Consider the following 20,812-nt stretch of genomic DNA (forward strand, 5'->3'; position numbering starts at 1 on the left):
GGCTTCCTTCAGGCCCTGCCGTTGGCCAACAGCGCCCTTGCCATTCGGATTATCTTCCCCTCAGTCAGGGTGATTCAGGTTTCTTTCAACCTGACGGGTTTGCCAGCTTCGCTGGGCAAACAAAAAAAAGCGCCCTGAGGCGCTTTTTTTGATTACCGGGCGGTTCAGGCCTTGTATTTGCTGAACACCAGGCTGGCGTTGGTGCCGCCGAAGCCGAAGCTGTTGGACATGACGGTGTCCAGCTCGGCGTCCTGACACTCGGTCACGATGGGCAGGTTCTGCGCCTTTTCATCCAGCTCGGTGATGTTGATGCTGGGGGCGATAAAGCCGTGCTCCAGCATCAGCAGGGAGTAGACCGCCTCGTGCACACCGGCGGCGCCCAGGGCGTGACCGGTCATGGCCTTGGTAGCGGAGATATAAGGGGCCTTGTCGCCAAACAGGCTGTTGATGGCTTCCAGCTCTTTTACGTCGCCCACCGGAGTGGAGGTGCCGTGGGTGTTGATGTACTGCACCGGGTTGGGAGCCGTGGCCATGGCCTGCTTCATGCAACGTACCGCGCCTTCGCCGGACGGGGCCACCATGTCGTAGCCGTCGGAAGTGGCGCCGTAGCCAGTGATTTCCGCGTAGATTTTGGCGCCGCGGGCCAGGGCATGCTCCAGCTCTTCAACCACCACAATGCCGCCGCCACCGGAGATAACAAAGCCGTCACGGCCGGCATCGTAGGTGCGGGATGCCAGCTCGGGGGTGTCGTTGTACTTGCTGGACAGGGCACCCATTGCATCAAACTGCAGCGCCAGGGTCCAGTCCACTTCTTCACCGCCGCCGGCAAAGACAATGTCCTGCTTACCCAGCTGGATCTGCTCCAGGGCATGACCGATACAGTGCGCAGAAGTGGCACAGGCGGAGCTGATGGTGTAGTTGATGCCTTTGATCTTGAAGGGGGTGGCCAAGCAGGCAGAGGTGGTGGACGACATGGTGCGCGGCACCATGTAAGGACCCACACGACGCACGCCTTTTTCACGCAGAATATCGCAGGCTTCAATCTGGTTTTTGGAGGATGCGCCACCGGAGCCGGTGACCAGACCGGTACGTTCGTTCGACACCTGGGATTCGTCCAGACCGGCGTCGGCAATGGCCTGCTCCATGGACAGATAGGCAAACGCGGCAGCGTCACCCATAAAGCGCATCACTTTACGATCGATGTGTTCGGACGGGTTCAGCTTGATGTCGCCCCATACCTGGCTGCGCAGCTTGTGATCGGCAAATTGCTGGGAAAAGGTAATGCCGGAGCGGCCGGCCTTGAGCGACTCAAGTACTTCTTCCTTGTTGTTGCCTATGCTGGAGACCACACCGATACCGGTAATGACTGCTCTTCTCATCTATCGTTCCTACTGTTTCGATTTGGTGCCAATTCTAACCACAAAGCATGGTCAAACTGGTCAGCTTTCACATAAAATGACCGTTTTTTGCGGCCCCGGAGCGTTCAGTGTCTCACCGTTTTATTACCACCGCCCGTCTCGACTGGAATGACCAGGGAACCCCGGTCGCCACCGCCTTTGACGATGTGTATTTTTCCAACGATAACGGCCTGGCCGAAACCCGTTATGTGTTTCTTGGTAACAACGGTCTGCCACAACGCTTTGCCGAACACGATCGCGACCTGTTCGTGGTGGCCGAAACCGGCTTCGGGACCGGCCTGAATTTTCTGGCAACCTGGAAGGCCTTTGCCGACTATAAACGGCAGCATCCTCAGGGTAAAACACGCCGGCTGCACTTTATCAGCGTAGAGAAATTTCCCCTCTCCCGCGACGACCTGCAACTCGCCCTGCGCCAATGGCCAGAGCTTACCATTTTAAGCGAACATATGTTAGCTGAATATCCGGTACTGGTTGACGGCTGTCACAGATTGCAACTTGCAGATGATGTCTGTCTGGATTTGTGGCTGGGGGACGTGGCCGAGGTACTGCCGCAAATGGATGCCGGCCTGGCCGGCCGGGTGGACGCCTGGTATCTGGACGGCTTTGCCCCGGGCAAAAACCCGGACATGTGGACCCCCGAGCTGTTTGCCCAGCTGGCCCGACTGGCCCGCAACGGCGCCACCCTGGCCACCTTTACCGCCGCCGGCTTTGTTCGCCGCGGGCTGATTGAAGCCGGTTTTGATGTGAAGCGGGTAAAAGGCTTTGGCCGCAAGCGGGAAATGCTGGCGGGCCACCGCCGCAGCGATACCCGCCCCCCCTGCCCCGCTCCCTGGTACTGGCGCCGGCCCGGTCAGGGTGAACATACCCTGATCGTGGGCGCCGGCGTGGCCGGCGCCGCCCTGGCCCGCGCGCTGACCCGCCGGGGCCAGCGCGTGACCCTGCTGGAGCAGGCCAGTGCGCCGGCTCAGGGAGCCTCCGGCAACCGCCAGGGCGCTATCTACCCGCTGCTGAATGGCGATCACGATACCCTGAGCCGGTTTTATCTGCCCGCCTTTCTCTATGGCAGGCGGGAGCTCGGCCGCCTGGCCCGGCGCCAGTCCTTTACCCACGACTGGTGCGGTGTGGTGCAGCTGGCTCATGATGACAAAAGCGCTAAAAAAATCGACAAACTGATAGCCGGTGGTTTCCCTGATGCGCTGGTGCAACCACTGTCAGAGCAGGAAGTGAACGAAACCACTGGCATTGAGGCCAATATCGACGGCGTGGCCTACCCGCTGGGGGGCTGGGTGTGCCCCCATGAGCTGACCGCCGCCCTGCTGGCGGACGCCGGTGAGATTGACTGCCACTTCAATACCACCGTCACCGGCCTGGAGCGCAGCCCTGATGGCTGGCAGGTACAGACCGAAAACGGTGACACCTTTACCGCCGACAATGTGGTGCTGGCCAATGGCCATGCCCTGGCCGAACTGTCGCAGACCGAGGCGCTGGCACTGTATCCGGTGCGCGGTCAGGTAAATCATCAGCCCACCACCCCGGCACTGGAAGGACTGAAAACCGTGGTGTGCTATGAAGGTTATCTCACTCCCGCCTGGCAGGGTCTGCATTGTGTGGGCGCCAGCTACGACCGCCGTGATGCCGGGCTGGATTACCGGAATACCGACGAAGCCGATAATCTGGCCAAACTGCAGGCTACCCTGCCCGCGCTGGGAGCACTGAACGCCAGTCCGGGGAACGGCCGGGTGGGCATTCGCGCCGCCTGCCGGGATCACCTGCCCCTGGCCGGGGCCGCCCCCGACCAGACCGCCCAGCTGAATGATTATACCGACATGCCGAAACGGGCCGGCCAGGCCTTTCCCCTGGCCGCCGATCACGAAGGCGTGTATGTGCTCTCGGGCCTGGGTTCCCGGGGCATGTGCTCGGCGCCGCTGCTGGCGGAGCTGCTGGCATCCCAGATACTGAATGAACCCCTGCCCCTGGGCCGGGAGGTACTGGACGCCCTCAACCCCAACCGCCACTGGCTGCGTAAATTGCTGAAGGGAAAACCTTTATAAAAGCTGTAAGCTATAAGCTGTCAGCTTTAAGTTGTTTCGACTGGATTGTCGGTATGGTGTTGTGCCTGCAAAAGTCGCATTTTCTGCAAGTGCGGCTTTTGTCAGGCAGACAACGCCGAGCAGCTTATAGCTGACGGCTTACAGCTCCCCTTGGGGGGCTTATTCCGCGGGGCGGATCAGGCCGAGGTGAGGGCCAAAACCGTGCTGGCGCTGAAACGCATTCAGCAAGTCCTGAGCAATACCCAGCTGGTGATAGCCTATGTTGTCGGCCACCCGGTGCAGTTGTATGCAGTCTGCCTGCGGAGCAATGTCCAGCAGGGAATGCTCCAGCCATTCGGCGGCCATCAGGGCGCGCTCACGCATCAGCCGCTCATGGGCGGTGAGGGCCAGCCGGTAGTTCTGCCATTGGGGTGTTTGCGGCCATTCCAGCGGTTCGGTCACAGTGGCGGTCAGCGACACCTGCACTCTGGATGGTACACAGCCGTCCTGGTGCTGTTCCCCGTCAAGCTGCCAGGCAATGCGGTATTCCGCCTCTGCCAGGCCTGGCTCAAGGGTCGGGGAACCATATACATCGACCGTCTGCCGGGCTTTGAGCTCCATGGCGCCGAGTGCCGGCATGGCCAGCAGCATGAGCAAGGCACAAGAAACCACATTCACAACTCATCTCCCGGTAACGGTGACTGAGACCATGTTCTGATTATAAGTCTGCCATGGTCTCAAGTCATTTGAGTCTATGGTCGAAAAGCCTGCAATCACACATCACGCCGGACCGGTACACCTGACAAGCTTCGCAGGCCTCTATATAGTGCAGGCAAAGCGACTGTCTGGAGTGCTGCATGATCACAGCCTATACCCTGAACGGAAAATCCCTTGAAATTCAGCCCCTGAGCCTGACCGACAGGCTGCCAGCCAATACCCTGTGGCTGGACATTCACAAGCCCGACGAGCAGGAACAGCAATGGATGAAGCAGCTGTTCGTGGAAGAAGTGCCCGAGCTCGACGAGCTGGATGATATCGAGGCCTCGGCCCGTTTTTACCGGGACAAGGACGGCCTGCACATTCATTCGCTGTTTCCCCAGCGCCTGGGCAAGGAAATCGACGGCATCAACGTGCTCTTTACCCTGCGCAACAATATGCTGATCAGTTTCCGGGAAGACGATCTGGGGCTGATGCGGCTGCTGCGCCACTATATGCGCCAGGACCGGCTGGAGGTGGAAGACGCCCCGGACCTGCTGCTGGAAATTTTTCAGCTCAAGATTGAATATATCTCGGATCTGATCGAAGACGGCTACAAGACCCTGGAAGAAACCGCCAAGGAAGTGCTGCATGTGGAAGACCTGCGCGAGACCATGTCGAACCTGATGCACCAGGAAGACGGCAACGGCCATGTGCGCCTGGCGCTGTACGACACCCGTCGCGCCCTGCGCTTTATGCGCCGGACCCTGCGCAAGCAGGCCAGCGACGAGCAGCGCAAATGGATAGACGAGCTGCTTTACGACATTGAATCGCTGCTGCCCCACACCCAGTTTCTGTTCGACAAGATCAACTTTCAGCTGGAGGCGGCCATGGGCTTTACCAGCCTGGAGCAGAGCAAGGTGATCAAGATCTTCTCGGTGGCCGCCGTGGTGTTTCTGCCGCCAACGCTTATCGCCAGCATCTACGGCATGAACTTCCATTTCATGCCGGAGCTGTCGCTGAAATACGGTTACCCCATGTCGCTGGTACTGATGCTGTTGTCCGCCTGCGGCACCTATTACTTCTTCAAGCGCAAGGGCTGGCTGTGAGTTTGAGGGATTAGGGAATAGGGACTGGGGAATCGATTCCCTAATCCCTGATCCCCAGTCCCAGCTTTTAACCGTGATAAAAACGGCGTCCATGCTCCTGGCGGCGGCCGGCGCTGAAGGCCGATACCCGCTTGAGATAGCCGATCACCCGGGTGGCGTGGTCAATGTGCTCGCTGCCGCACTCACTGCACTGCCAGTCGGTATGCTTGCTGATATGGCCACAGTCGTTGCACAGGGTGCTGCGCACGTTCACAGTAAAATAGTGGCAGCCGGTTTTCGCGGCAATGCGGTAAAGCTGTAAGTAGCCTTCCGCCGACAGGTGCTCATCCAGGTTCAGGTGCAGGGCCGAGCCGCCGTCCAGATATTGCACCAGCTCGTGGCCGTGGAGCACAAACTTGTCGGGCATCTGAATATCATCATCCTCCACCACATAGAAGTAGGAGTTGTAACAGTCCCGGGGCACGGCATAGCCGTCGGCCCTGTCCCATTTGGCGTTTTTCACCCCCAGGTTTTCGGCGGGCACAAACTCGGTATTGAACAGATAGCCGTATTCCCGCCGCGCTTCCCGGTTGGCGTCATAAATCACTTTCAGCCGCTCCCGCACAAAGGTCCGGTAGTCCGCATTGTTGCCCACCCGAATGCCGCGGGACTCCGCCGCTTCCACCATGCCGTTCACCCCTATGGTCAGAAACTGCTTGTCGAGACTGATAAAGCCGGCGTCATACACGGTCAGCAGACCCTGCTGCTGAAACTCCTCCATCAGCCGGCGATAGGCCACCTGATAGCGCTGAATTTTCTGCACCTCGGTGCGCAGATCCCGGTCGTCCTGCTCCAGCCGGTTCATGTTCAGGGTGATCACATTGATGGAGCCGGTGGCCACGCCCCCGGCCCCGAGGGTGTATGAAAAGGTGTTGTCGGTCATTTCGTTGCGCAACCGGCAACAGGATGCCAGGGAATCGGCACTGTCCGACATATACACAAAAAAGCTGTTGCCCCGGCTCATCTCACCGGCGCACAGGGCGGCAAAGTCGTCATCGGCCGGTGCGCCATTTTTGGTGAGCATGGCGGCGGTCACCACCGGAAAGGTGAGTACCGCCTTGCGGCGCTCCTCGTTGAACCAGTTCAGAAAATACGCCTGCAGCCGGCGCACCGACCCGGCCGCCGGTACACTGCCATCGGGAAACACAAAGTGCTCAAACAGGCTGGCGAAATAGTCCCGGTCAAACAGGGAAATGTTCCAGAACACGCTCTGGTAGCCCCGGGCCGCTGCCGGCTGGTTGATGGCATACACCACATGCTGCAGGTGATTGTCGATGGCATGAGCATGGGTATCGAGATAGTCGTTACCATAGTCCTTGCGGGCGAAATAATCGAAGTAGGTCAGAAACTCCACCGTGGCCACGGCCCCGGCAAACTGGGAGCTGACCGCAAACACCAGATTCACAAAAGCCCCGCAGAACGACTCCAGGTGCCGAGGCGCCCGGCTTTCGCCCCCCAATCGGGTCAGACCGTCCAGCAGAAAGGGATACATGGTCATGGACACGCAATAGGGCTTGAGGCTGGTTTCGTCGTGCACGTAAATTTCGTGGGCCTCAATCTGGCGCTCATATTCCGCCGCCAGCTCATCACCGAACAGGGCGGCTATCTTGTTTTTTACCAGGCCCCGGTTCACCTGCACAAAAAAGTCCTTCATCAGCTCGGCTTCGGCGGTGGCGATGTTCTTGTGGGTGACGTTGGCATTGGGATCCATGCTGGAACCATCGGCGGCGTTGGCCGCTCGCATATAATGGTGAAAACCGTCCAGTTTGGCAGTCAGCTGCTCCGGGTGCAGACGAATCATGGTGCTCTCCGAAAATGATGATTAAGCGACTCGCCGGTGGCCAGACACCGCAGTCGCTGATTGGTATAAGGAGAATCGAGCCCGCCCAGGCTGGCGCGCCAGGGGCCGGTCTTGAGGTAATCCAGCTCGGCCATCAGCAGGCCGGATACCCGCTCGCGGCCGGTATAAAGACAGGTTTTCAGACCCTGTTTACGGCAATGGCGCAACAGCGCCAGCAGGCTGTGGCGATCCCATTCTCCGCCAAAAAACAACACACAGCTCACCAGTCCGTCGTAGTGTGCCAGCCACTGATTCAAGCGCGTCTCGGTCAGTGGCGTGCCCGCATGCGGATCCCAGCTGTCCTGGCTGTGGCAACCCGGGCAGGCCAGCGGACAGCCGGTCACCAGCCAGGCCAGGCTCACTTCTCCGGGCACTTCCTGCAGCACCACCCTGGGCTCAAAGGCATTCAGCATTACGACACCAAATCACTATATGTTGTGCCTAAATGCTATATCGATACACAACATATTGTAATCCCCTCTTTCGGCGATTCACCCTTTCACTGATCTGGATCAGCTTTGTGCATCGGCCGCCGCCATTGGCCTCAACGCCGGCTTTGTGTTATCACAGGCGCAGTGCTTAACAACGAGGAACAGCATGAAAAACAAGTGCATGGCAGTACTGCTGGCGGCGCTGGGGCTGGCCGGCTGTGATAACAATGAAGTGGGTGATGTGTCTCTGGGGCTGTTTACCACCAAGGATATAAAAATCGAGGTGCTGACCGATCCGGAGGTGCCCGGCGTCACCTGCCACATGTCCAACATAGTGGCGGATCTGGATCTGGCGGATCCGTCCGACATGTCCATCAGCTGCCGCCAGACCGGCGAGATCACACCGGCCATGATCGCCCATATCGACCGCTCCAAAAGCGGCGACATCGTGTTCAAAAAATCGAAGAGTATTTTTCTCAAGAGCCTGAAGATCCGTCGTATCTATGACGAAACCAGCCAGAGCCTGCTCTATATCGCCTACAGCACCAAGGAAACCAGCGGCAGCTACAAGCACTCCATGTCCACCGTGCCGCTATGGGGTACGGCGGCATATCAGGCACCACAAGGGAAGTAACCATGGTTAAAGTTAACTACAGCGAGCTGGAAGACGCTTTGATGTTTGCCTCTGCGGCGACGGATCTGGGTGACGGCGGTGCCTTTATCGACAGTGAGACCGGAGAAATCTGGCTGATTTGTGATGGCGCTCCCGAGCCCTGGCCCGAGGATGTCTTTGAAAATGAGCGTTATCTGCCCCTGCCCGACCAGCGGGACTTCGATCTGGGCAGCCCGCTGGTGTTTCGTTTCGCCAGCCGCTTTATGTCTGACAAAGATGAAGACAAAGTCCGGGATATGTTTCGCGCCCCGGGCGCTTACCGTCGCTTTGATGATTTAATCGACAAACGCGGTCTGCGCGATAAATGGCACCAGTACCGGGATGACGCCCAACGTGAAGCGCTCACCGAATGGTGCGCGGAAAACGGTATTGAGCTTGAGGGCTGATGCAAGCGGTTGTTGCTTCGGGGCCGATCGCGGTCAAACAGCCCTCATAAAGAACAACAGAATAATGTGACAACAGAAGTAGAACAAAGAAGGCATTTCAGACTATTGCACTACAAATGGATTTCACCTTAGAATAAAAAAGCCTGACAAAGGCTTTTTTAGAAAATCAAGAACACAGTTTTGTAGTGAGTAATTGTAAAATGATAAAAAAAGTTACCGCTTTAGCTATCCTTGCCGCTTCCGTTACTTCCCTCAGTGCAAATGCAGAAACCTATCACCCGGGACCTTATGTCGGTGGTTCCATCGGTCATACATCCGTTGACTGGGACGTATTGGATGACCTTGAAAGTGAAGGAGCCTCTGTTGATGACAACGATGTCGGTTACAAGCTTTTTGCCGGTTACCGCATAAACAACTTTTTCGCCATTGAAGGCTTCTATGCGGATTTGGGTAAAGCAACTGCTGCTGGTAGTGGCTTAGTAGGTGGCAACACTGCCCATGCATCTGCCGATGTAGATGCCAGCACCTTTGGTCTCTCCGCTCTCGCCATTTACCCGATCAATGACAAGGTTGAAGTCTTTGGAAAAGTAGGCTTTAACGCTTGGGATGCTGATGCAAATGCCAGCCTGCGGATCCCCGCTAATGGTATCAACGAAAGTGCTTCTGATAGCGATGACGGCACCGATCCCATGTATGGCGTTGGTGCTGCCTATAACATCGATAATCTTTCCCTGCGTGTTGAATTCGAACGCTATGAGCTGGACGATGCCAATGTAGATATGGCGTCTGCCGGTATATCCTACAAGTTCTAATATTGTCTGCATTCTTCCAATAGCAGAAATGGACATACCTGTATCAGGTATGTCCATTTTTTATATGTGGCTGTCAGCACAATGAACCCCGGCTTATGTTGGGATTCGCTTCGCTCATCACCAGCCTGCAGACTCGAACGAATCGTAAACACTGTGTCAGCTGCGGATCATTTGCTCCCTGAGCTCGTGAATACGGTCGCGCAGCGCCGCGGCCTGCTCAAACTCCAGATTCTGGGCGTGGGCCAGCATTTGCTGCTCCAGCTCGTCGATCTGGTGGCTGAGCTCCCTGGCGCTGGGCAGGTGCTCGGGCAGCGGGGTTTTCTCCTTGGCCCGCTTTGAGCCCACCCGCTTGGTGCCGTCCAGATCCATCACATCGGTAATGCGTTTGTTGAGGCCCTTTGGCACTATGCCGTGCTCTTCGTTAAAGGCCTGCTGTTTGGCCCGGCGGCGCTCGGTTTCGCCGATGGCGGCGGCCATGGAGCGGGTCACCCGGTCGGCATAAAGGATGGCCTTGCCGTTGAGGTTACGGGCAGCCCGGCCGATGGTCTGAATAAGGGAGCGCTCGGAGCGCAGAAAGCCTTCCTTGTCCGCATCGAGAATGGCCACCAAAGACACTTCCGGCATGTCCAAACCTTCCCGCAACAGGTTGATGCCTACCAGCACATCAAATTCGCCCAGACGCAGATCCCGAATGATCTCCATGCGCTCTACCGTGTCGATATCGGAGTGCAGGTAGCGCACTTTCACCCCGTGCTCGTTCAGGTATTCGGTGAGATCTTCCGCCATGCGCTTGGTGAGGGTGGTCACCAGCACCCGCTCGCCGTTCTCCACTCGTCGGCGGGCTTCCGACAGCAGATCGTCCACCTGAGTGGCCACCGGTCGCACCTCCAGCTCGGGGTCGAGCAGGCCGGTAGGGCGCACCACCTGCTCGGCAATGTCGTCACCGGACTTGTCGAGCTCATAAGGGCCGGGAGTGGCCGAGACAAACACCGTCTGGGGCATCAGCGCCTCGAATTCCTCAAAGCGCAGGGGCCGGTTGTCCAGCGCCGAGGGCAGGCGAAAGCCATATTCCACCAGGGTTTCCTTGCGGGAGCGGTCACCCTTGTACATGCCGCCAATCTGGGGCACGGTGACGTGGGACTCGTCGATGATCAGCAGGCCATCGCCGGGCAGGTAGTCAAACAGGGTGGGCGGCGGCTCACCTTCGCCCCGGCCCGACAGGTAGCGGGAGTAGTTTTCAATGCCGGAGCAATAGCCCAGCTCCTGGATCATCTCTATGTCGAACTGGGTGCGCTGACTGATGCGCTGCTCTTCCAGCAGCTTGTTGGCCGAAAGCAGCTGGGCCTTGCGCTCGACCAGCTCTTTTTTAATGTGCTCTATGGCTTCCAGCAGAGTTTCCCGCGGGGTCACATAGTGGGTCTTGGGGTAAATGGTAAAACGGGCCACCGTCTGCAGCACGGCCCCGGTGAGCGGATCAAACAAGCTGATGCGCTCGATTTCATCATCGAACAGCTCCACCCGTACCGCCTGATCATCCGACTCGGCGGGAAAGATGTCCACCACCTCACCGCGTACGCGAAAGGTGCCGCGCTGAAAGGCCGCGTCGTTGCGGCTGTATTGCAGCTCCGCCAGCCGGCGCAGCATGTCGCGCTGATCCAGCACATCGCCGGTGCGCAGATGCAGCATCATGCTCAGATAGGACTGGGGATCCCCCAGGCCGTAAATGGCCGACACCGAGGCCACAATGATCACATCCCGCCGCTCCATCAGTGCCTTGGTGGCCGACAACCGCATCTGCTCGATGTGATCGTTGATAGAGGCGTCCTTTTCAATAAAGGTATCGGTGGTGGGTACATAGGCCTCGGGCTGATAGTAATCGTAATAGGAAACGAAATACTCCACCGCATTATGGGGAAAGAACTCCTTCATTTCGCCATAGAGCTGGGCCGCCAGGGTCTTGTTGGGCGCCAGCACCATGGTGGGCCGGTTGAGGGTGGCGATCACATTGGCCATGGTAAAGGTCTTGCCCGAGCCGGTCACCCCCAGCAGGGTCTGGTGCGCCAGCCCGGATTCAATACCGTCCAGCAGCTTTGCGATGGCGGTGGGCTGATCGCCGCCAGGCTGATAATCACTGACCAGTTGAAATGTTTTGCTCATGAACCCCGCCTCCTCACTGTGCCCGCCAGTGTACCCCCGGGAGAGGTTTATTGGCAAAAACAGGCGATAAGGGCCGTTAGCAACAAAATGTCATTTGAGGCTTGACCAGGCCGGATCGGGCGCGTATTATTCGCGGCCTCTTCACGAGATTCCCCCTTAGTTCAGTCGGTAGAACGGCGGACTGTTAATCCGTATGTCGCTGGTTCGAGTCCAGCAGGGGGAGCCACTTTTTCGCCTTCCGGCACTTGACTTATCCACTTTGTCAACAATCTCCCTCGGCAAAAACTCACATCCTGGTGTTTTTACTCTATCCCTCGCCGGTGTTTATAAACCGAGCGGGATTTTTTCGTTGCATTTATTAAGCGCTTGATTTTATTGATCTTATTTTTTGTCTGTTTTTTTACCGCATTAATCGGAAGCCGCGCCACGACTGGCTTCTCACTGGTTCCGCTCACACAATCCACACCCTTATCCACAGAAATGGTGGATAACCTGCTCCACCCCTGCAGGCACAAGGCTTTGCAAGGCTGTGCATAACCCGTTGCCATTTCAGCGCCGAACGAAACACAACAAAACCCTTATGATCCCGTCCATGTTCAGGGCAGGAATCAGAACATATTTTTACAGACAAAATGGCCATAAAAGGCCCAGAAGGCAGCAGCTGATATGTTTTTATTACCTTTTGCGCGGAATAACATCAGCAACAGGCGAAAACGTCATGATGATAACACCAGCCTCTTGCGCATGGCTTCGGCTACCGACTCTGCTCTTGCTCCCAGCACAACCTGCAGATGGCGTTCACCCAGCCGGACGACCCCTTTTGCCCCCAGTCCCCTGAGCCGGACATCGTCTGCCAGGGTGCTGTCTTTCAGGATCAGCCGCAGGCGGGTAATGCAGGCATCCACATGCTCGAGGTTGCCCGCGCCCCCCAGAGCGGCGATAAAATCATCGGCTTCATGGTTAACACCTTCATCCCCGGCCTTGGGGGGAGTTCCGGCATCGCGACCGGGGGTGGCCAGGTTGAAGGCTCGAATCACCCCATAAAACACCACAAAATAAATCAGCCCTGTCACCAGCCCCAGTCCCAGCAACCGCCAGGGATGAGTGGCCAGTCCCCAGTTCAGCACCAGATCAAACAGGCCGGCAGAAAAGCCAAAACCATGCAGAGCGCCCACCACGTTGGCCGCCACCAGCGACAGCCCGGTGAGCAGGGCATGAATGCCATACAACACCGGCGCCAGAAACATAAAGGTAAACTCCAGCGGCTCAGTGATACCGGTCAGCAGAGACGTCAGCGCCACCGACAACAGCAGGCCACCGACCCTGACCCTGTGTCCTTTGGGCGCCGCCAGCACCATGGCCAGCGCCGCCGCCGGCAACCCGAACATCATTACCGGAAAAAAGCCGGCCATAAAGACACCGGCGGTGGGATCACCGGCAAAAAAACGGTTCAGATCGCCCCGGGTCACCTCATCGGCAATCTGGGTAACGATGGCGCCATCAACGCCGGGCACGGCCCCTCCCACCGCGAGGGTTTCCGCCAGCGCCGGTGACAGACAGATATTCTGCAGGCCGCCCGCCGCCTCATAGCTCACCTTCAGGCATTCGCCCAGGCCGAACCAGAACAGGGAATTGAGCACATGATGCAGCCCCATCGGGATCAATGCCCGGTTCAGCACGCCATAAACAAACTGCCCCAGTGAGCCTGAGCTGGCCACCGCGTGACCAAAGGCATCAATGCCCTGCTGAACGGGGGGCCAGACCAACCCCACCATAACGGCGGCGATCAGGCAAAACAGGCCGGTCATGATCGGCACCAGGCGTTTGCCGCCGAAAAATCCCAGATAATCGGGCAGGCGCACGGCGTGAAAACGGTTATAGCTGTGGCCGGCGATAACACCGGCGATAATGCCGCCAAAAAACGACAGCTCCAGGCCTTCATTAATGGTGCCGGCGGCCCCGGTCAGCACAAAATAACCCACGGCCCCGGCCAGGGCCGCCGCGCCGGCATCGTCTCTGGCCAGCCCCACCGCAATACCGAGGCCAAACAGCAGGGGCAGCTGATCAAAAATGGCGCCGCCCGCCGCCGCCATAAAGGGGATACTCAGCAGATCCGGCTGCCCCAGGCGTAACAGCAATGCCGCCACCGGAAGGGTGGCGATAGGCAGCATCAGGGCCTTGCCCAGTTTTTGCAGATATCCCAACAGTTTCACAGTGCCACTCCTGTGCAAAACAAGCCGGCCCCATGGCAAGCAGGTAACGCTTTGTTATGATAGGAACCACTCTGCCGCGGTTCCGGCCATCTTTTAATATGGTTGAATAATTCCATGTACGCCCTCACCCACTGCACTCTGTTTGACGGTGAACGCCTGCACCGAAACACCGCCTTGGTGATCGACGGCGACCGTATTGTTGCCCTGGTATCCGAACAGGAACTGGATGCCAACCTGCCCCGGACCGGCCTGGGCGGCGCCATTCTCAGTGCCGGCTTTATCGATCTGCAGCTGAACGGCTGTGGTGGTGTCATGTTCAACGACGCCATCGGCACCGAGACCCTGAATATCATGCATGCCAGCAACCTGAAATCGGGTACCACCACCTTTTTACCCACGCTGATCTCCTGTCCCGATGAACACATGCACCGGGCGGTAGCGGTAGTGCGCGACTATATGTCCAGGCATCCTTACCGGGTGCCCGGCCTGCACCTGGAAGGTCCCTATACCAATGTGGCGCGCCGGGGCATTCATCCGGCGGAGCAGATCCGTCCGCTTGATGCGCCCATGCTTGAATTCCTGTGCGACCACGCTGGCGCCATCGCCATGCTCACCCTGGCTCCGGAAGTCAATAACCCGGCTCATCTGCAGCGGCTTTCCCGGGCTGGCATTCGTCTTTCCATGGGCCACACCGGCGCCGACTATGATCAGGCCATGGCCGGCTTTGACGCCGGTATCGGCTTTGCCACTCACCTCTACAATGCCATGACCCCCACTGCCAACGGCCGTCAGCCCGGCGCCGTGGGCGCCGTCTATGACGCCTCCGGTGTGGGCGCCGGTATTATTGCCGATGGCCATCATGTGCATTACGCCAATATTCGCCTGGCTCACCGGGTGCTGGGCGAGCGGTTGTGCCTGGTGACCGACGCCACCGCCGCCGCCGGTGCACCGGCGGGCTTTGATCATTTCGACTTTTGCGGCGCTGCCGTGTATCTGCGCGATGGCAAATGCGTGGATGACCAGGGCACCCTGGGCGGCTCGGCACTGACCATGATCGACGGCGTGAAAAACCTGGTACAACAGGCAGGGCTGCCCCTGGAAGAGGCCCTGGCCATGGCCAGCCGCAACCCGGCCAGAATGCTGGGACTCGACGCCCATATCGGCACCGCCACTCCCGGCCGGGTCGCCAATCTGGTAGCATTTGATACAAACTTCAATGTGGTTACCATCGTCGTCAACGGACAACTTTCATCATGACCCGCGGACAAATCGCCAACGTCGACCTGGTCAAACAGGTCAACAGCTCTGCCGTATACCGGCTGATCGACAGCCGGGGGCCCATCTCCCGGGTTCGCATTGCCGAGCTCAGCCACCTGGCGCCGGCCAGTGTTACCAAAATCACCCGGGCCCTGCTGGAGCAGGGCCTGATCCGCGAACTGGAACACCAGGCCTCCACCGGCGGCCGGCGGGCCATTTCCCTGACCACGGTGACTCAGCCTTTTCATCTGGTGGCAGTGAAACTGGGCCGGGAAGAGCTGCAACTGACCCTGTATAACCTGTCCGGACAGGAGCATGGCCGCCAGGTACTGCCCTTTCCCCGCCGTGAGCTCGACAACCTGATGGCGGCCCTGCACCGGCACATTGCCGACTTTATTCAGCGTCATGCCGGCGAACGCCGCGTGGTGGCCATCGCCGTGGTCATGCCCGGCCTCACCGATGCCCAGGCCGGGCGGGTGATTTATCACCCCAGCTATCCGCTGGCGGGGGTTGCGCTGGCTGAACGCCTGGGCGCCCTGCTGGGGCTGCCGGTGTTTATCGGCAACGATATTCGCGCTCAGGCCCTGGCGGAGCATTATTTCGGGGCATCACAGGATTGCCTGGACTCGGTGCTGGTGAGTGTGCACCACGGTGTGGGTGCCGGCATCATTACCGAAGGGCGCATCTTCAAAAGCCAGGGCCGGGACGTGGCGGAGATTGGACATATTCACATGGATCCTCTCGGGGAGCGCTGCGACTGCGGTAATGTGGGCTGCCTGGAAACCATGGTGGCCGATGCCGCCCTGCTGCGGCAGGCAGAGCGCATGCTGGCCCAGGGCTATCAAAGCTGCCTGGCCGGTGAAGCGCTGACCATGAGCGCCCTGTGCCGGGCGGCACTGGCCGAAGATCGGCTGGCCGTCAATATTCTGCGTCAGGCGGCCGAACGTCTGGGTCAGGCGCTGGCCATTGTGGTGAATCTGTTCAACCCGCAGCGGGTGCTGCTGAGCGGCGCCCTGTGCGAGGCCGAAGAGCTCGTGTTTCCGATCATCAACAGGGCCATCACCCACCAGTCACTGCCCGGTTTTCATCAGGGGCAGCCCATTATCCGCGCCCGCTTTCAGCACGATCAGACCATTGGCGGCCTGGCTCTGGTCAAGCGCGCCCTGCTGGAAGGCGAGCTGTTGCAACGTATTCTGGAGCAAAAATCATGAGCAATATCGTTTTCAGTACCGATCCGGACTGGCGGCCGGAGCAGAACAACGGCCAGCAGGATCCGGGACTGTTTCCCGCCGATGGCATAGTGCGCCTGCGCCGGGAAACCAAGGGCCGCAAGGGTGCCGGGGTGGTCTGCGTGTATGGTATCGGCGCCGACCGGGTGGGCGAGGTGGCCAAAAAGCTGAAAAAGCAGCTGGGTACCGGTGGCGCGGTAAAAAAGGGGGTGATTGAAATTCAGGGCGACCGGCTCGAGCAGATCAGGCAATGGCTGGAAAAAGCCGGCTTTACCGTGAAACAGGCAGGCGGCTGAGCAGAGCCGCCTTGAACTTGCAGGCCAAATGACTAAAATACTCACTTCCCTGCTCAAGGGGGAGTAGTCACTATCGGAGCCATCCGAAGACGGTCGTCAACATAGTTGGTGCAAAATCACCATGGTGGCCGTGACCTTCAGGGTTTGACGAGACCTTTGACAGACGAGTGCCGATACCGGGGACGGGCGGCGTACGTCTGTTCATTGGTAACAATAATCCTGTCCCCTCTGGTATCACTTTTGGAAGCACTCACCACCTCGACCCTGGCGGTCTCCATTGCCGAGATCGGCGACAAGACCCAGCTGCTGGCCCTGATCCTGGCCTGCCGGTTCAGAAAGCCGGTGCCCATTGTACTGGGCATTTTTTTTGCCACCATTCTCAACCATGCCCTGGCGGGCTCGGTGGGCGTCTGGATAGAGTCCTGGCTCGATCCCCAGTGGCTGCGCTGGCTGCTGGCGGCATCGTTTTTCGCCATGGCGGTGTGGATCATGATCCCCGACAAGGCCGACGACGAAGACAGCCGCTTTTACCGTCTGGGGCCCTTTGCAGCGACCTTTGTGCTGTTTTTCCTGGCGGAGATCGGTGACAAAACCCAGATTGCCACCACCCTGCTGGCGGCGCGCTTTGTGGATGAGTTCTGGCTGGTGGTGGCCGGCACCACCCTTGGCATGATGGTGGCCAACCTGCCGGCCGTGCTGTTGGGGCACAAGGGCGCCGGTCGCCTGCCCATGCACTGGGTGCACGGCGTCAGCGCCATCATCTTTCTGGCCCTGGGCATCACCACCCTGTGGTGGCCGTAGTAACAACCAACAGGGCCCCGCATTGCGGGGCCCTTTGCCGTCATCTGCCAGCCATCAGCCGTAAAGGTTAAAGCTGTCGCTGTTGAGCCAGAGGTGAACGGCAATGCTCGCCACATAGCCCAGGGCGATCACCGGCGCCCATTTCAGGTGGCCGGCAAAGGTATACATGCCCCTTGCCTGCCCCATCAGGGCCACCCCGGCGGCAGAGCCGATAGACAGCAGACTGCCCCCCACCCCGGCAGTCAGGGTGATCAGCAACCAGTTGCCGTGGGACATTTCCGGCTGCATGGTCAGTACCGCAAACATCACCGGAATGTTGTCCACAATGGCCGACAGCACCCCCAGGGCAATGTTGGCGTAGACGGCATCCCAGCTGGTATAGAGCAGGTCCGACACCAGCGCCAGGTAGCCCATGTAACCCAGGCCGCCCACACACATCACCACGCCGTAGAAGAACAACAGGGTATCCCACTCAGCCCGGGCCACCCGGCTGAACACATCAAAGGGCACCACGCTGCCCAGCCGCTTGAGGGCCTCGTCGTCGCCCCGCTTGATGGCCAGCGCCCGCTTGCGGGCCAGTGAGCTGGGCAGGGTACGACGCAGAAAATAGCCAAAACACTGCAGGTAACCGAGTCCGGTCATCATGCCCAGCACAGGTGGCAGGTGCAGCAGGCTGTGGCAGGCCACCGCCGAGGCAATGGTCAGCAGGAACAGCAGTACAATGCGAATGGCGCCGCGCTTGAGCTCCACCTCTTCATACTGAGCGGCAGGCCTGCGGTTTTCGATAAAAAAGTTCATCGCCAGGGCTGGCACCAGATAGTTGACCAGCGCCGGCAAAAACAGGATCAGGAACTCGTTGAACTTGATAATGCCTGCCTGCCATACCATCAGGGTGGTGATATCGCCAAAGGGGCTGAAGGCGCCGCCGGCGTTGGCGGCAATCACGATATTGACGCAGCACAGGTTGATAAAGCGGTTATCCCCTTCCGCCACCTTGGTCACCACGGCGCACATCAGCAGGGCCGTGGTCAGGTTGTCGGCAATGGGCGAGATAAAAAAGGCCAGAAAACCGGTGAGCCAGAACAACGACTTGTAGCTGAAGCCCCGGCGAATCATCCAAGCACGCAGGGCGTCAAACAGACGCCGCTCCTCCATGGCGTTGATATAGGTCATGGCCACCAGCAGGAACAGCAGCAATTCTGCATATTCAAGCAAATTATGACGAAACGACGCTTCCGTGACCCCCGGAATGCCGTGATTCATATAGGTCCAGCCGATCAGGGTCCAGATAATCCCTGCCGCAACCAGCACCGGAATGGACTTGCGCAGGTGAAAATATTCTTCTCCCATCACCAGCAGGTAGGCAACCACGAAGATGGCCACCGCGAACATCCCCACCCCTGAGGTGGTCAGATCCAGCTGGCCGGAGGCCGCAAACGCGGGAGCGCTCGACAGTGCCGCCAGCCCTGCCAGGAACAGGCACAGTTTCCTTGTCATTGTTATTCTCGCTTTTATTTTTGTGGCTATAGTTAGCGGCCTGCCCGGTACCCGGAAAGGCCCCTGAAAAGGCTAACATAAAGCCACGGACGGTCGCAGACCGGTTTCCCGACACGGGTCTCAGTTTTGCATAAAAAACGCACCGCTTACCGCCGGGGTCCGAGTATGGCAGTATTGCCCGCTATCGCCCCGGCGGCCTTGACCCTGGTCAAGATCCCTGCTGCGGAGCGAATCAAACAAAGTAAATATTTAATCTTGTTTTTTGCATTAATTTTCACGATGATGAAACCGTGTTTTTCAGGCAATCAAGGACAAGCCCGTGCGCGAAAATGATGCCGCCCTGGTCAAGGCGTTCCGTCAATCCAGCCCCTATGTCAATCTTCACCGGGGCTCCACCTTCGTCATCATGCTGGGTGGCGAGGCCATCGATCAGGAAAACTTTTCCAATATCATCAGCGACATCGCGCTGCTCACCAGCCTGGGTGTCCGGCTGGTGATCGTGTTCGGCGCCCGACCCCAGATCGATCGCGGCCTGGCCGAAGCCGGCCTGAGCGGCGTATTTCACAAACACACCCGGGTGACAGACGAAGCCAGCTTTCGCGTGATCAAGGACGTGTGCGGCGGTCTGCAGATGGACATTACCGCCCGGCTGTCCATGGGGCTTATCAATACGCCCATGCAAAATGCCCGCATTAACGTGGTGACCGGCAACTTCGTGATCGCCCAGCCCCTGGGGGTGGATGACGGCGTCGACTACATTCACTCGGGCCGGGTGCGCCGCATTCACACCGACACCATTCATCACCAGCTGGCCAACGGCGCCACCGTGCTGATCTCCCCTATCGGTTTTTCCGTGACCGGCGAAAGCTTCAATTTGTCATCGGAAGAGCTGGCCCGCCGGCTGGCCATTGAACTCAAGGCCGACAAGCTGATCGGCTTTTGCTCTCAGCGCGGCGTGCTCAACGAAGACGGCGTCGCCATTGCCGAGCTGTTTCCGGAGCAGGCGGAAGAGCATCTGCAGAAACTGCTGGACGAAGGTGAAAGCCTGTCGGGCACCGCCCGTTATCTGCGTGCCGCCATTTCCAGCTGCCGGGGTGGCGTGCCCCGCAGCCACCTGGTCAGCTACAAGGAAGACGGCGCCCTGATCCAGGAGCTGTTTACCCGCGATGGTCTGGGCACCCAGATTGTCAGCCTGAGCGCCGAGCAGGCCCGTCAGGCCAGCATCGATGACATTGGCGGCATTCTCGATCTGATCCGGCCGATGGAAGAAGAAGGCATACTGGTACGCCGCTCCCGGGAGCAGCTGGAAATGGAAATAGACCAGTTCACCATTATTGAAAAGGACGGCGCCATCATCGGCTGTGCCGCTCTCTACCCCTTTCCCGACGAAGGCATGGCGGAAATGGCCTGTGTGGCCATTCACCCGGACTACCGCCGGGGCAGCCGCGGTGACATGCTGCTCAACAAAATTGAAGAGCAGGCGCGCAAGCGCGGTATGAGCCGGCTGTTCATTCTCACCACCCGCTCCATTCACTGGTTTCAGGAGCGGGGCTTCAAGCCGGTGGATGTGGATGCCCTGCCCATGGGCAAGCAAAAACTGTATAACTTTCAGCGCCGCTCAAAAATCATGATTAAAGAGCTCAACTGAACGAATTAACCAGATTACCATTGACAGCAATGCCTTAAGTCAGTAGTTATAGGGCCGCCTCGGTACAAAATGCTGAGGCAACGAGAAGAGGTGCGTTGTTCAGGCAGCCGGCAGCAGGAGTCGCCACTCCGAGGATCGCCGGTCAGGGGAATAACGCCGAGATGACGACCGGGGGCGTGACGGTTGTTGTCGGCCGCGAGGGCTGAATCCTTCGGGCTGTCACCTGTTGGGTGGAGTGCTTCCTGATGACCTTTCCAATGTCTTCGCAGTCGTTCCCCCC

18 protein-coding genes, 1 tRNA gene and 2 riboswitches are annotated in these 20,812 nt (G+C 58.8%); of the genes, 12 read left to right on the forward strand and 7 right to left on the reverse strand.

Going from position 1 to position 20,812, the window contains the following annotated elements:
• Positions 1–164 precede the first annotated feature (164 nt).
• Positions 165–1,379: a beta-ketoacyl-ACP synthase I gene (gene fabB / locus DA373_RS08545; protein WP_107851895.1), complete on the reverse strand. Its 1,215-nt coding sequence runs from the start codon at positions 1,377–1,379 to the stop codon at positions 165–167.
• A 107-nt stretch (positions 1,380–1,486) separates the two neighbouring features.
• On the opposite strand from fabB, the gene mnmC reads away from it, so the two are divergent.
• Complete coding sequence (mnmC, locus tag DA373_RS08550; protein WP_107851896.1) at positions 1,487–3,469, forward strand: bifunctional tRNA (5-methylaminomethyl-2-thiouridine)(34)-methyltransferase MnmD/FAD-dependent 5-carboxymethylaminomethyl-2-thiouridine(34) oxidoreductase MnmC; 1,983 nt, start codon at positions 1,487–1,489, stop codon at positions 3,467–3,469.
• Positions 3,470–3,628: 159 nt separating this feature from the next.
• On the opposite strand, the gene DA373_RS08555 is transcribed toward mnmC, so the two are convergent.
• Positions 3,629–4,126, reverse strand: a complete 498-nt coding sequence (locus DA373_RS08555) for a DUF922 domain-containing protein (RefSeq protein ID WP_232821233.1) — start codon at positions 4,124–4,126, stop codon at positions 3,629–3,631.
• 179 nt (positions 4,127–4,305) lie between these two features.
• Here DA373_RS08555 and corA point away from each other — a divergent pair, with 179 nt between their 5' ends.
• A complete protein-coding gene (gene corA / locus DA373_RS08560) occupies positions 4,306–5,253 on the forward strand; it encodes a magnesium/cobalt transporter CorA (RefSeq protein WP_107851897.1) in 948 nt (315 codons plus the stop codon).
• A 67-nt stretch (positions 5,254–5,320) separates the two neighbouring features.
• On the opposite strand, the gene nrdD is transcribed toward corA, so the two are convergent.
• Positions 5,321–7,093, reverse strand: coding sequence for an anaerobic ribonucleoside-triphosphate reductase (gene nrdD / locus DA373_RS08565; protein WP_107851898.1), 1,773 nt, complete (start codon positions 7,091–7,093; stop codon positions 5,321–5,323).
• Positions 7,090–7,545 carry an anaerobic ribonucleoside-triphosphate reductase activating protein gene (gene nrdG, locus DA373_RS08570; RefSeq protein ID WP_107851899.1) on the reverse strand — a complete coding sequence of 152 codons (456 nt, stop codon included), beginning with the start codon at positions 7,543–7,545 and terminating at the stop codon, positions 7,090–7,092. The genes nrdD and nrdG overlap by 4 nt, the downstream gene beginning before the upstream one ends.
• Before the next feature lie 184 nt (positions 7,546–7,729).
• Between nrdG and DA373_RS08575 the strand changes: the two genes are divergently transcribed.
• From DA373_RS08575 to DA373_RS08585, 3 genes are all read left to right on the forward strand, one after another.
• Entirely contained in the window at positions 7,730–8,197 is a 468-nt protein-coding gene (locus tag DA373_RS08575) for a CreA family protein (protein WP_107851900.1), read from the forward strand.
• Between the two features lie 2 nt (positions 8,198–8,199).
• Positions 8,200–8,622, forward strand: a complete 423-nt coding sequence (locus DA373_RS08580; RefSeq protein ID WP_107851901.1) for a hypothetical protein — start codon at positions 8,200–8,202, stop codon at positions 8,620–8,622.
• Positions 8,623–8,822: 200 nt separating this feature from the next.
• Positions 8,823–9,434, forward strand: coding sequence for an outer membrane beta-barrel protein (locus DA373_RS08585; protein WP_107851902.1), 612 nt, complete (start codon positions 8,823–8,825; stop codon positions 9,432–9,434).
• A gap of 156 nt (positions 9,435–9,590) precedes the next feature.
• On the opposite strand, the gene uvrB is transcribed toward DA373_RS08585, so the two are convergent.
• Positions 9,591–11,591 (reverse strand): excinuclease ABC subunit UvrB, encoded by a 2,001-nt coding sequence (gene uvrB / locus DA373_RS08590; RefSeq protein WP_107851903.1) that lies wholly within the window; start codon positions 11,589–11,591, stop codon positions 9,591–9,593.
• Positions 11,592–11,741: 150 nt separating this feature from the next.
• Here uvrB and DA373_RS08595 point away from each other — a divergent pair.
• A tRNA-Asn gene (locus DA373_RS08595) sits at positions 11,742–11,817 on the forward strand.
• Between the two features lie 490 nt (positions 11,818–12,307).
• Here DA373_RS08595 and nagE read toward each other — a convergent pair.
• A complete protein-coding gene (gene nagE / locus DA373_RS08600; protein WP_107851904.1) occupies positions 12,308–13,804 on the reverse strand; it encodes an N-acetylglucosamine-specific PTS transporter subunit IIBC in 1,497 nt (498 codons plus the stop codon).
• 114 nt (positions 13,805–13,918) lie between these two features.
• On the opposite strand from nagE, the gene nagA reads away from it, so the two are divergent.
• From nagA to DA373_RS08620, 4 genes are all read left to right on the forward strand, one after another.
• Positions 13,919–15,061 (forward strand): N-acetylglucosamine-6-phosphate deacetylase, encoded by a 1,143-nt coding sequence (nagA, locus tag DA373_RS08605; protein WP_107851905.1) that lies wholly within the window; start codon positions 13,919–13,921, stop codon positions 15,059–15,061.
• Positions 15,058–16,272, forward strand: a complete 1,215-nt coding sequence (locus DA373_RS08610) for an ROK family transcriptional regulator (protein ID WP_107851906.1) — start codon at positions 15,058–15,060, stop codon at positions 16,270–16,272. The genes nagA and DA373_RS08610 overlap by 4 nt, the downstream gene beginning before the upstream one ends.
• Positions 16,269–16,586 carry a translation initiation factor gene (locus DA373_RS08615; protein WP_107851907.1) on the forward strand — a complete coding sequence of 106 codons (318 nt, stop codon included), beginning with the start codon at positions 16,269–16,271 and terminating at the stop codon, positions 16,584–16,586. The genes DA373_RS08610 and DA373_RS08615 overlap by 4 nt, the downstream gene beginning before the upstream one ends.
• A 46-nt stretch (positions 16,587–16,632) precedes the next feature.
• Positions 16,633–16,804, forward strand: a riboswitch (yybP-ykoY riboswitch).
• Between the two features lie 22 nt (positions 16,805–16,826).
• Complete coding sequence (locus DA373_RS08620) at positions 16,827–17,387, forward strand: TMEM165/GDT1 family protein (RefSeq protein WP_107851908.1); 561 nt, start codon at positions 16,827–16,829, stop codon at positions 17,385–17,387.
• 54 nt (positions 17,388–17,441) lie between these two features.
• Here DA373_RS08620 and nhaD read toward each other — a convergent pair whose 3' ends face one another.
• Positions 17,442–18,884: a sodium:proton antiporter NhaD gene (gene nhaD, locus DA373_RS08625; RefSeq protein ID WP_107851909.1), complete on the reverse strand. Its 1,443-nt coding sequence runs from the start codon at positions 18,882–18,884 to the stop codon at positions 17,442–17,444.
• Between the two features lie 165 nt (positions 18,885–19,049).
• Between nhaD and DA373_RS16300 the strand changes: the two genes are divergently transcribed.
• Positions 19,050–19,217 (forward strand): hypothetical protein, encoded by a 168-nt coding sequence (locus DA373_RS16300; RefSeq protein WP_157953699.1) that lies wholly within the window; start codon positions 19,050–19,052, stop codon positions 19,215–19,217.
• Positions 19,204–20,532: an amino-acid N-acetyltransferase gene (gene argA, locus DA373_RS08630; protein WP_107851910.1), complete on the forward strand. Its 1,329-nt coding sequence runs from the start codon at positions 19,204–19,206 to the stop codon at positions 20,530–20,532. The genes DA373_RS16300 and argA overlap by 14 nt, the downstream gene beginning before the upstream one ends.
• 77 nt (positions 20,533–20,609) lie before the next feature.
• Positions 20,610–20,781, forward strand: a riboswitch (Lysine riboswitch).
• Positions 20,782–20,812: the final 31 nt, after the last annotated feature.

It is taken from the genome of Oceanimonas marisflavi (assembly GCF_003049725.1).
GTDB lineage: Bacteria > Pseudomonadota > Gammaproteobacteria > Enterobacterales > Aeromonadaceae > Oceanimonas > Oceanimonas marisflavi.

Excerpts from the sequence above, each read along its gene's own strand:
- nhaD (WP_107851909.1), bottom strand. The coding sequence starts at position 18,884 with ATGACAAGGAAACTGTGCCTGTTCCTGGCAGGGCTGGCGGCACTGTCG.
- corA (WP_107851897.1), top strand. The coding sequence starts at position 4,306 with ATGATCACAGCCTATACCCTGAACGGAAAATCCCTTGAAATTCAGCCC.
- DA373_RS08610 (WP_107851906.1), top strand. The coding sequence starts at position 15,058 with ATGACCCGCGGACAAATCGCCAACGTCGACCTGGTCAAACAGGTCAAC.
- nagA (WP_107851905.1), top strand. The coding sequence starts at position 13,919 with ATGTACGCCCTCACCCACTGCACTCTGTTTGACGGTGAACGCCTGCAC.
- DA373_RS16300 (WP_157953699.1), top strand. The coding sequence starts at position 19,050 with ATGGCAGTATTGCCCGCTATCGCCCCGGCGGCCTTGACCCTGGTCAAG.
- DA373_RS08575 (WP_107851900.1), top strand. The coding sequence starts at position 7,730 with ATGAAAAACAAGTGCATGGCAGTACTGCTGGCGGCGCTGGGGCTGGCC.
- nrdD (WP_107851898.1), bottom strand. The coding sequence starts at position 7,093 with ATGATTCGTCTGCACCCGGAGCAGCTGACTGCCAAACTGGACGGTTTT.
- uvrB (WP_107851903.1), bottom strand. The coding sequence starts at position 11,591 with ATGAGCAAAACATTTCAACTGGTCAGTGATTATCAGCCTGGCGGCGAT.
- DA373_RS08615 (WP_107851907.1), top strand. The coding sequence starts at position 16,269 with ATGAGCAATATCGTTTTCAGTACCGATCCGGACTGGCGGCCGGAGCAG.
- fabB (WP_107851895.1), bottom strand. The coding sequence starts at position 1,379 with ATGAGAAGAGCAGTCATTACCGGTATCGGTGTGGTCTCCAGCATAGGC.
- DA373_RS08585 (WP_107851902.1), top strand. The coding sequence starts at position 8,823 with ATGATAAAAAAAGTTACCGCTTTAGCTATCCTTGCCGCTTCCGTTACT.
- DA373_RS08580 (WP_107851901.1), top strand. The coding sequence starts at position 8,200 with ATGGTTAAAGTTAACTACAGCGAGCTGGAAGACGCTTTGATGTTTGCC.
- nrdG (WP_107851899.1), bottom strand. The coding sequence starts at position 7,545 with ATGCTGAATGCCTTTGAGCCCAGGGTGGTGCTGCAGGAAGTGCCCGGA.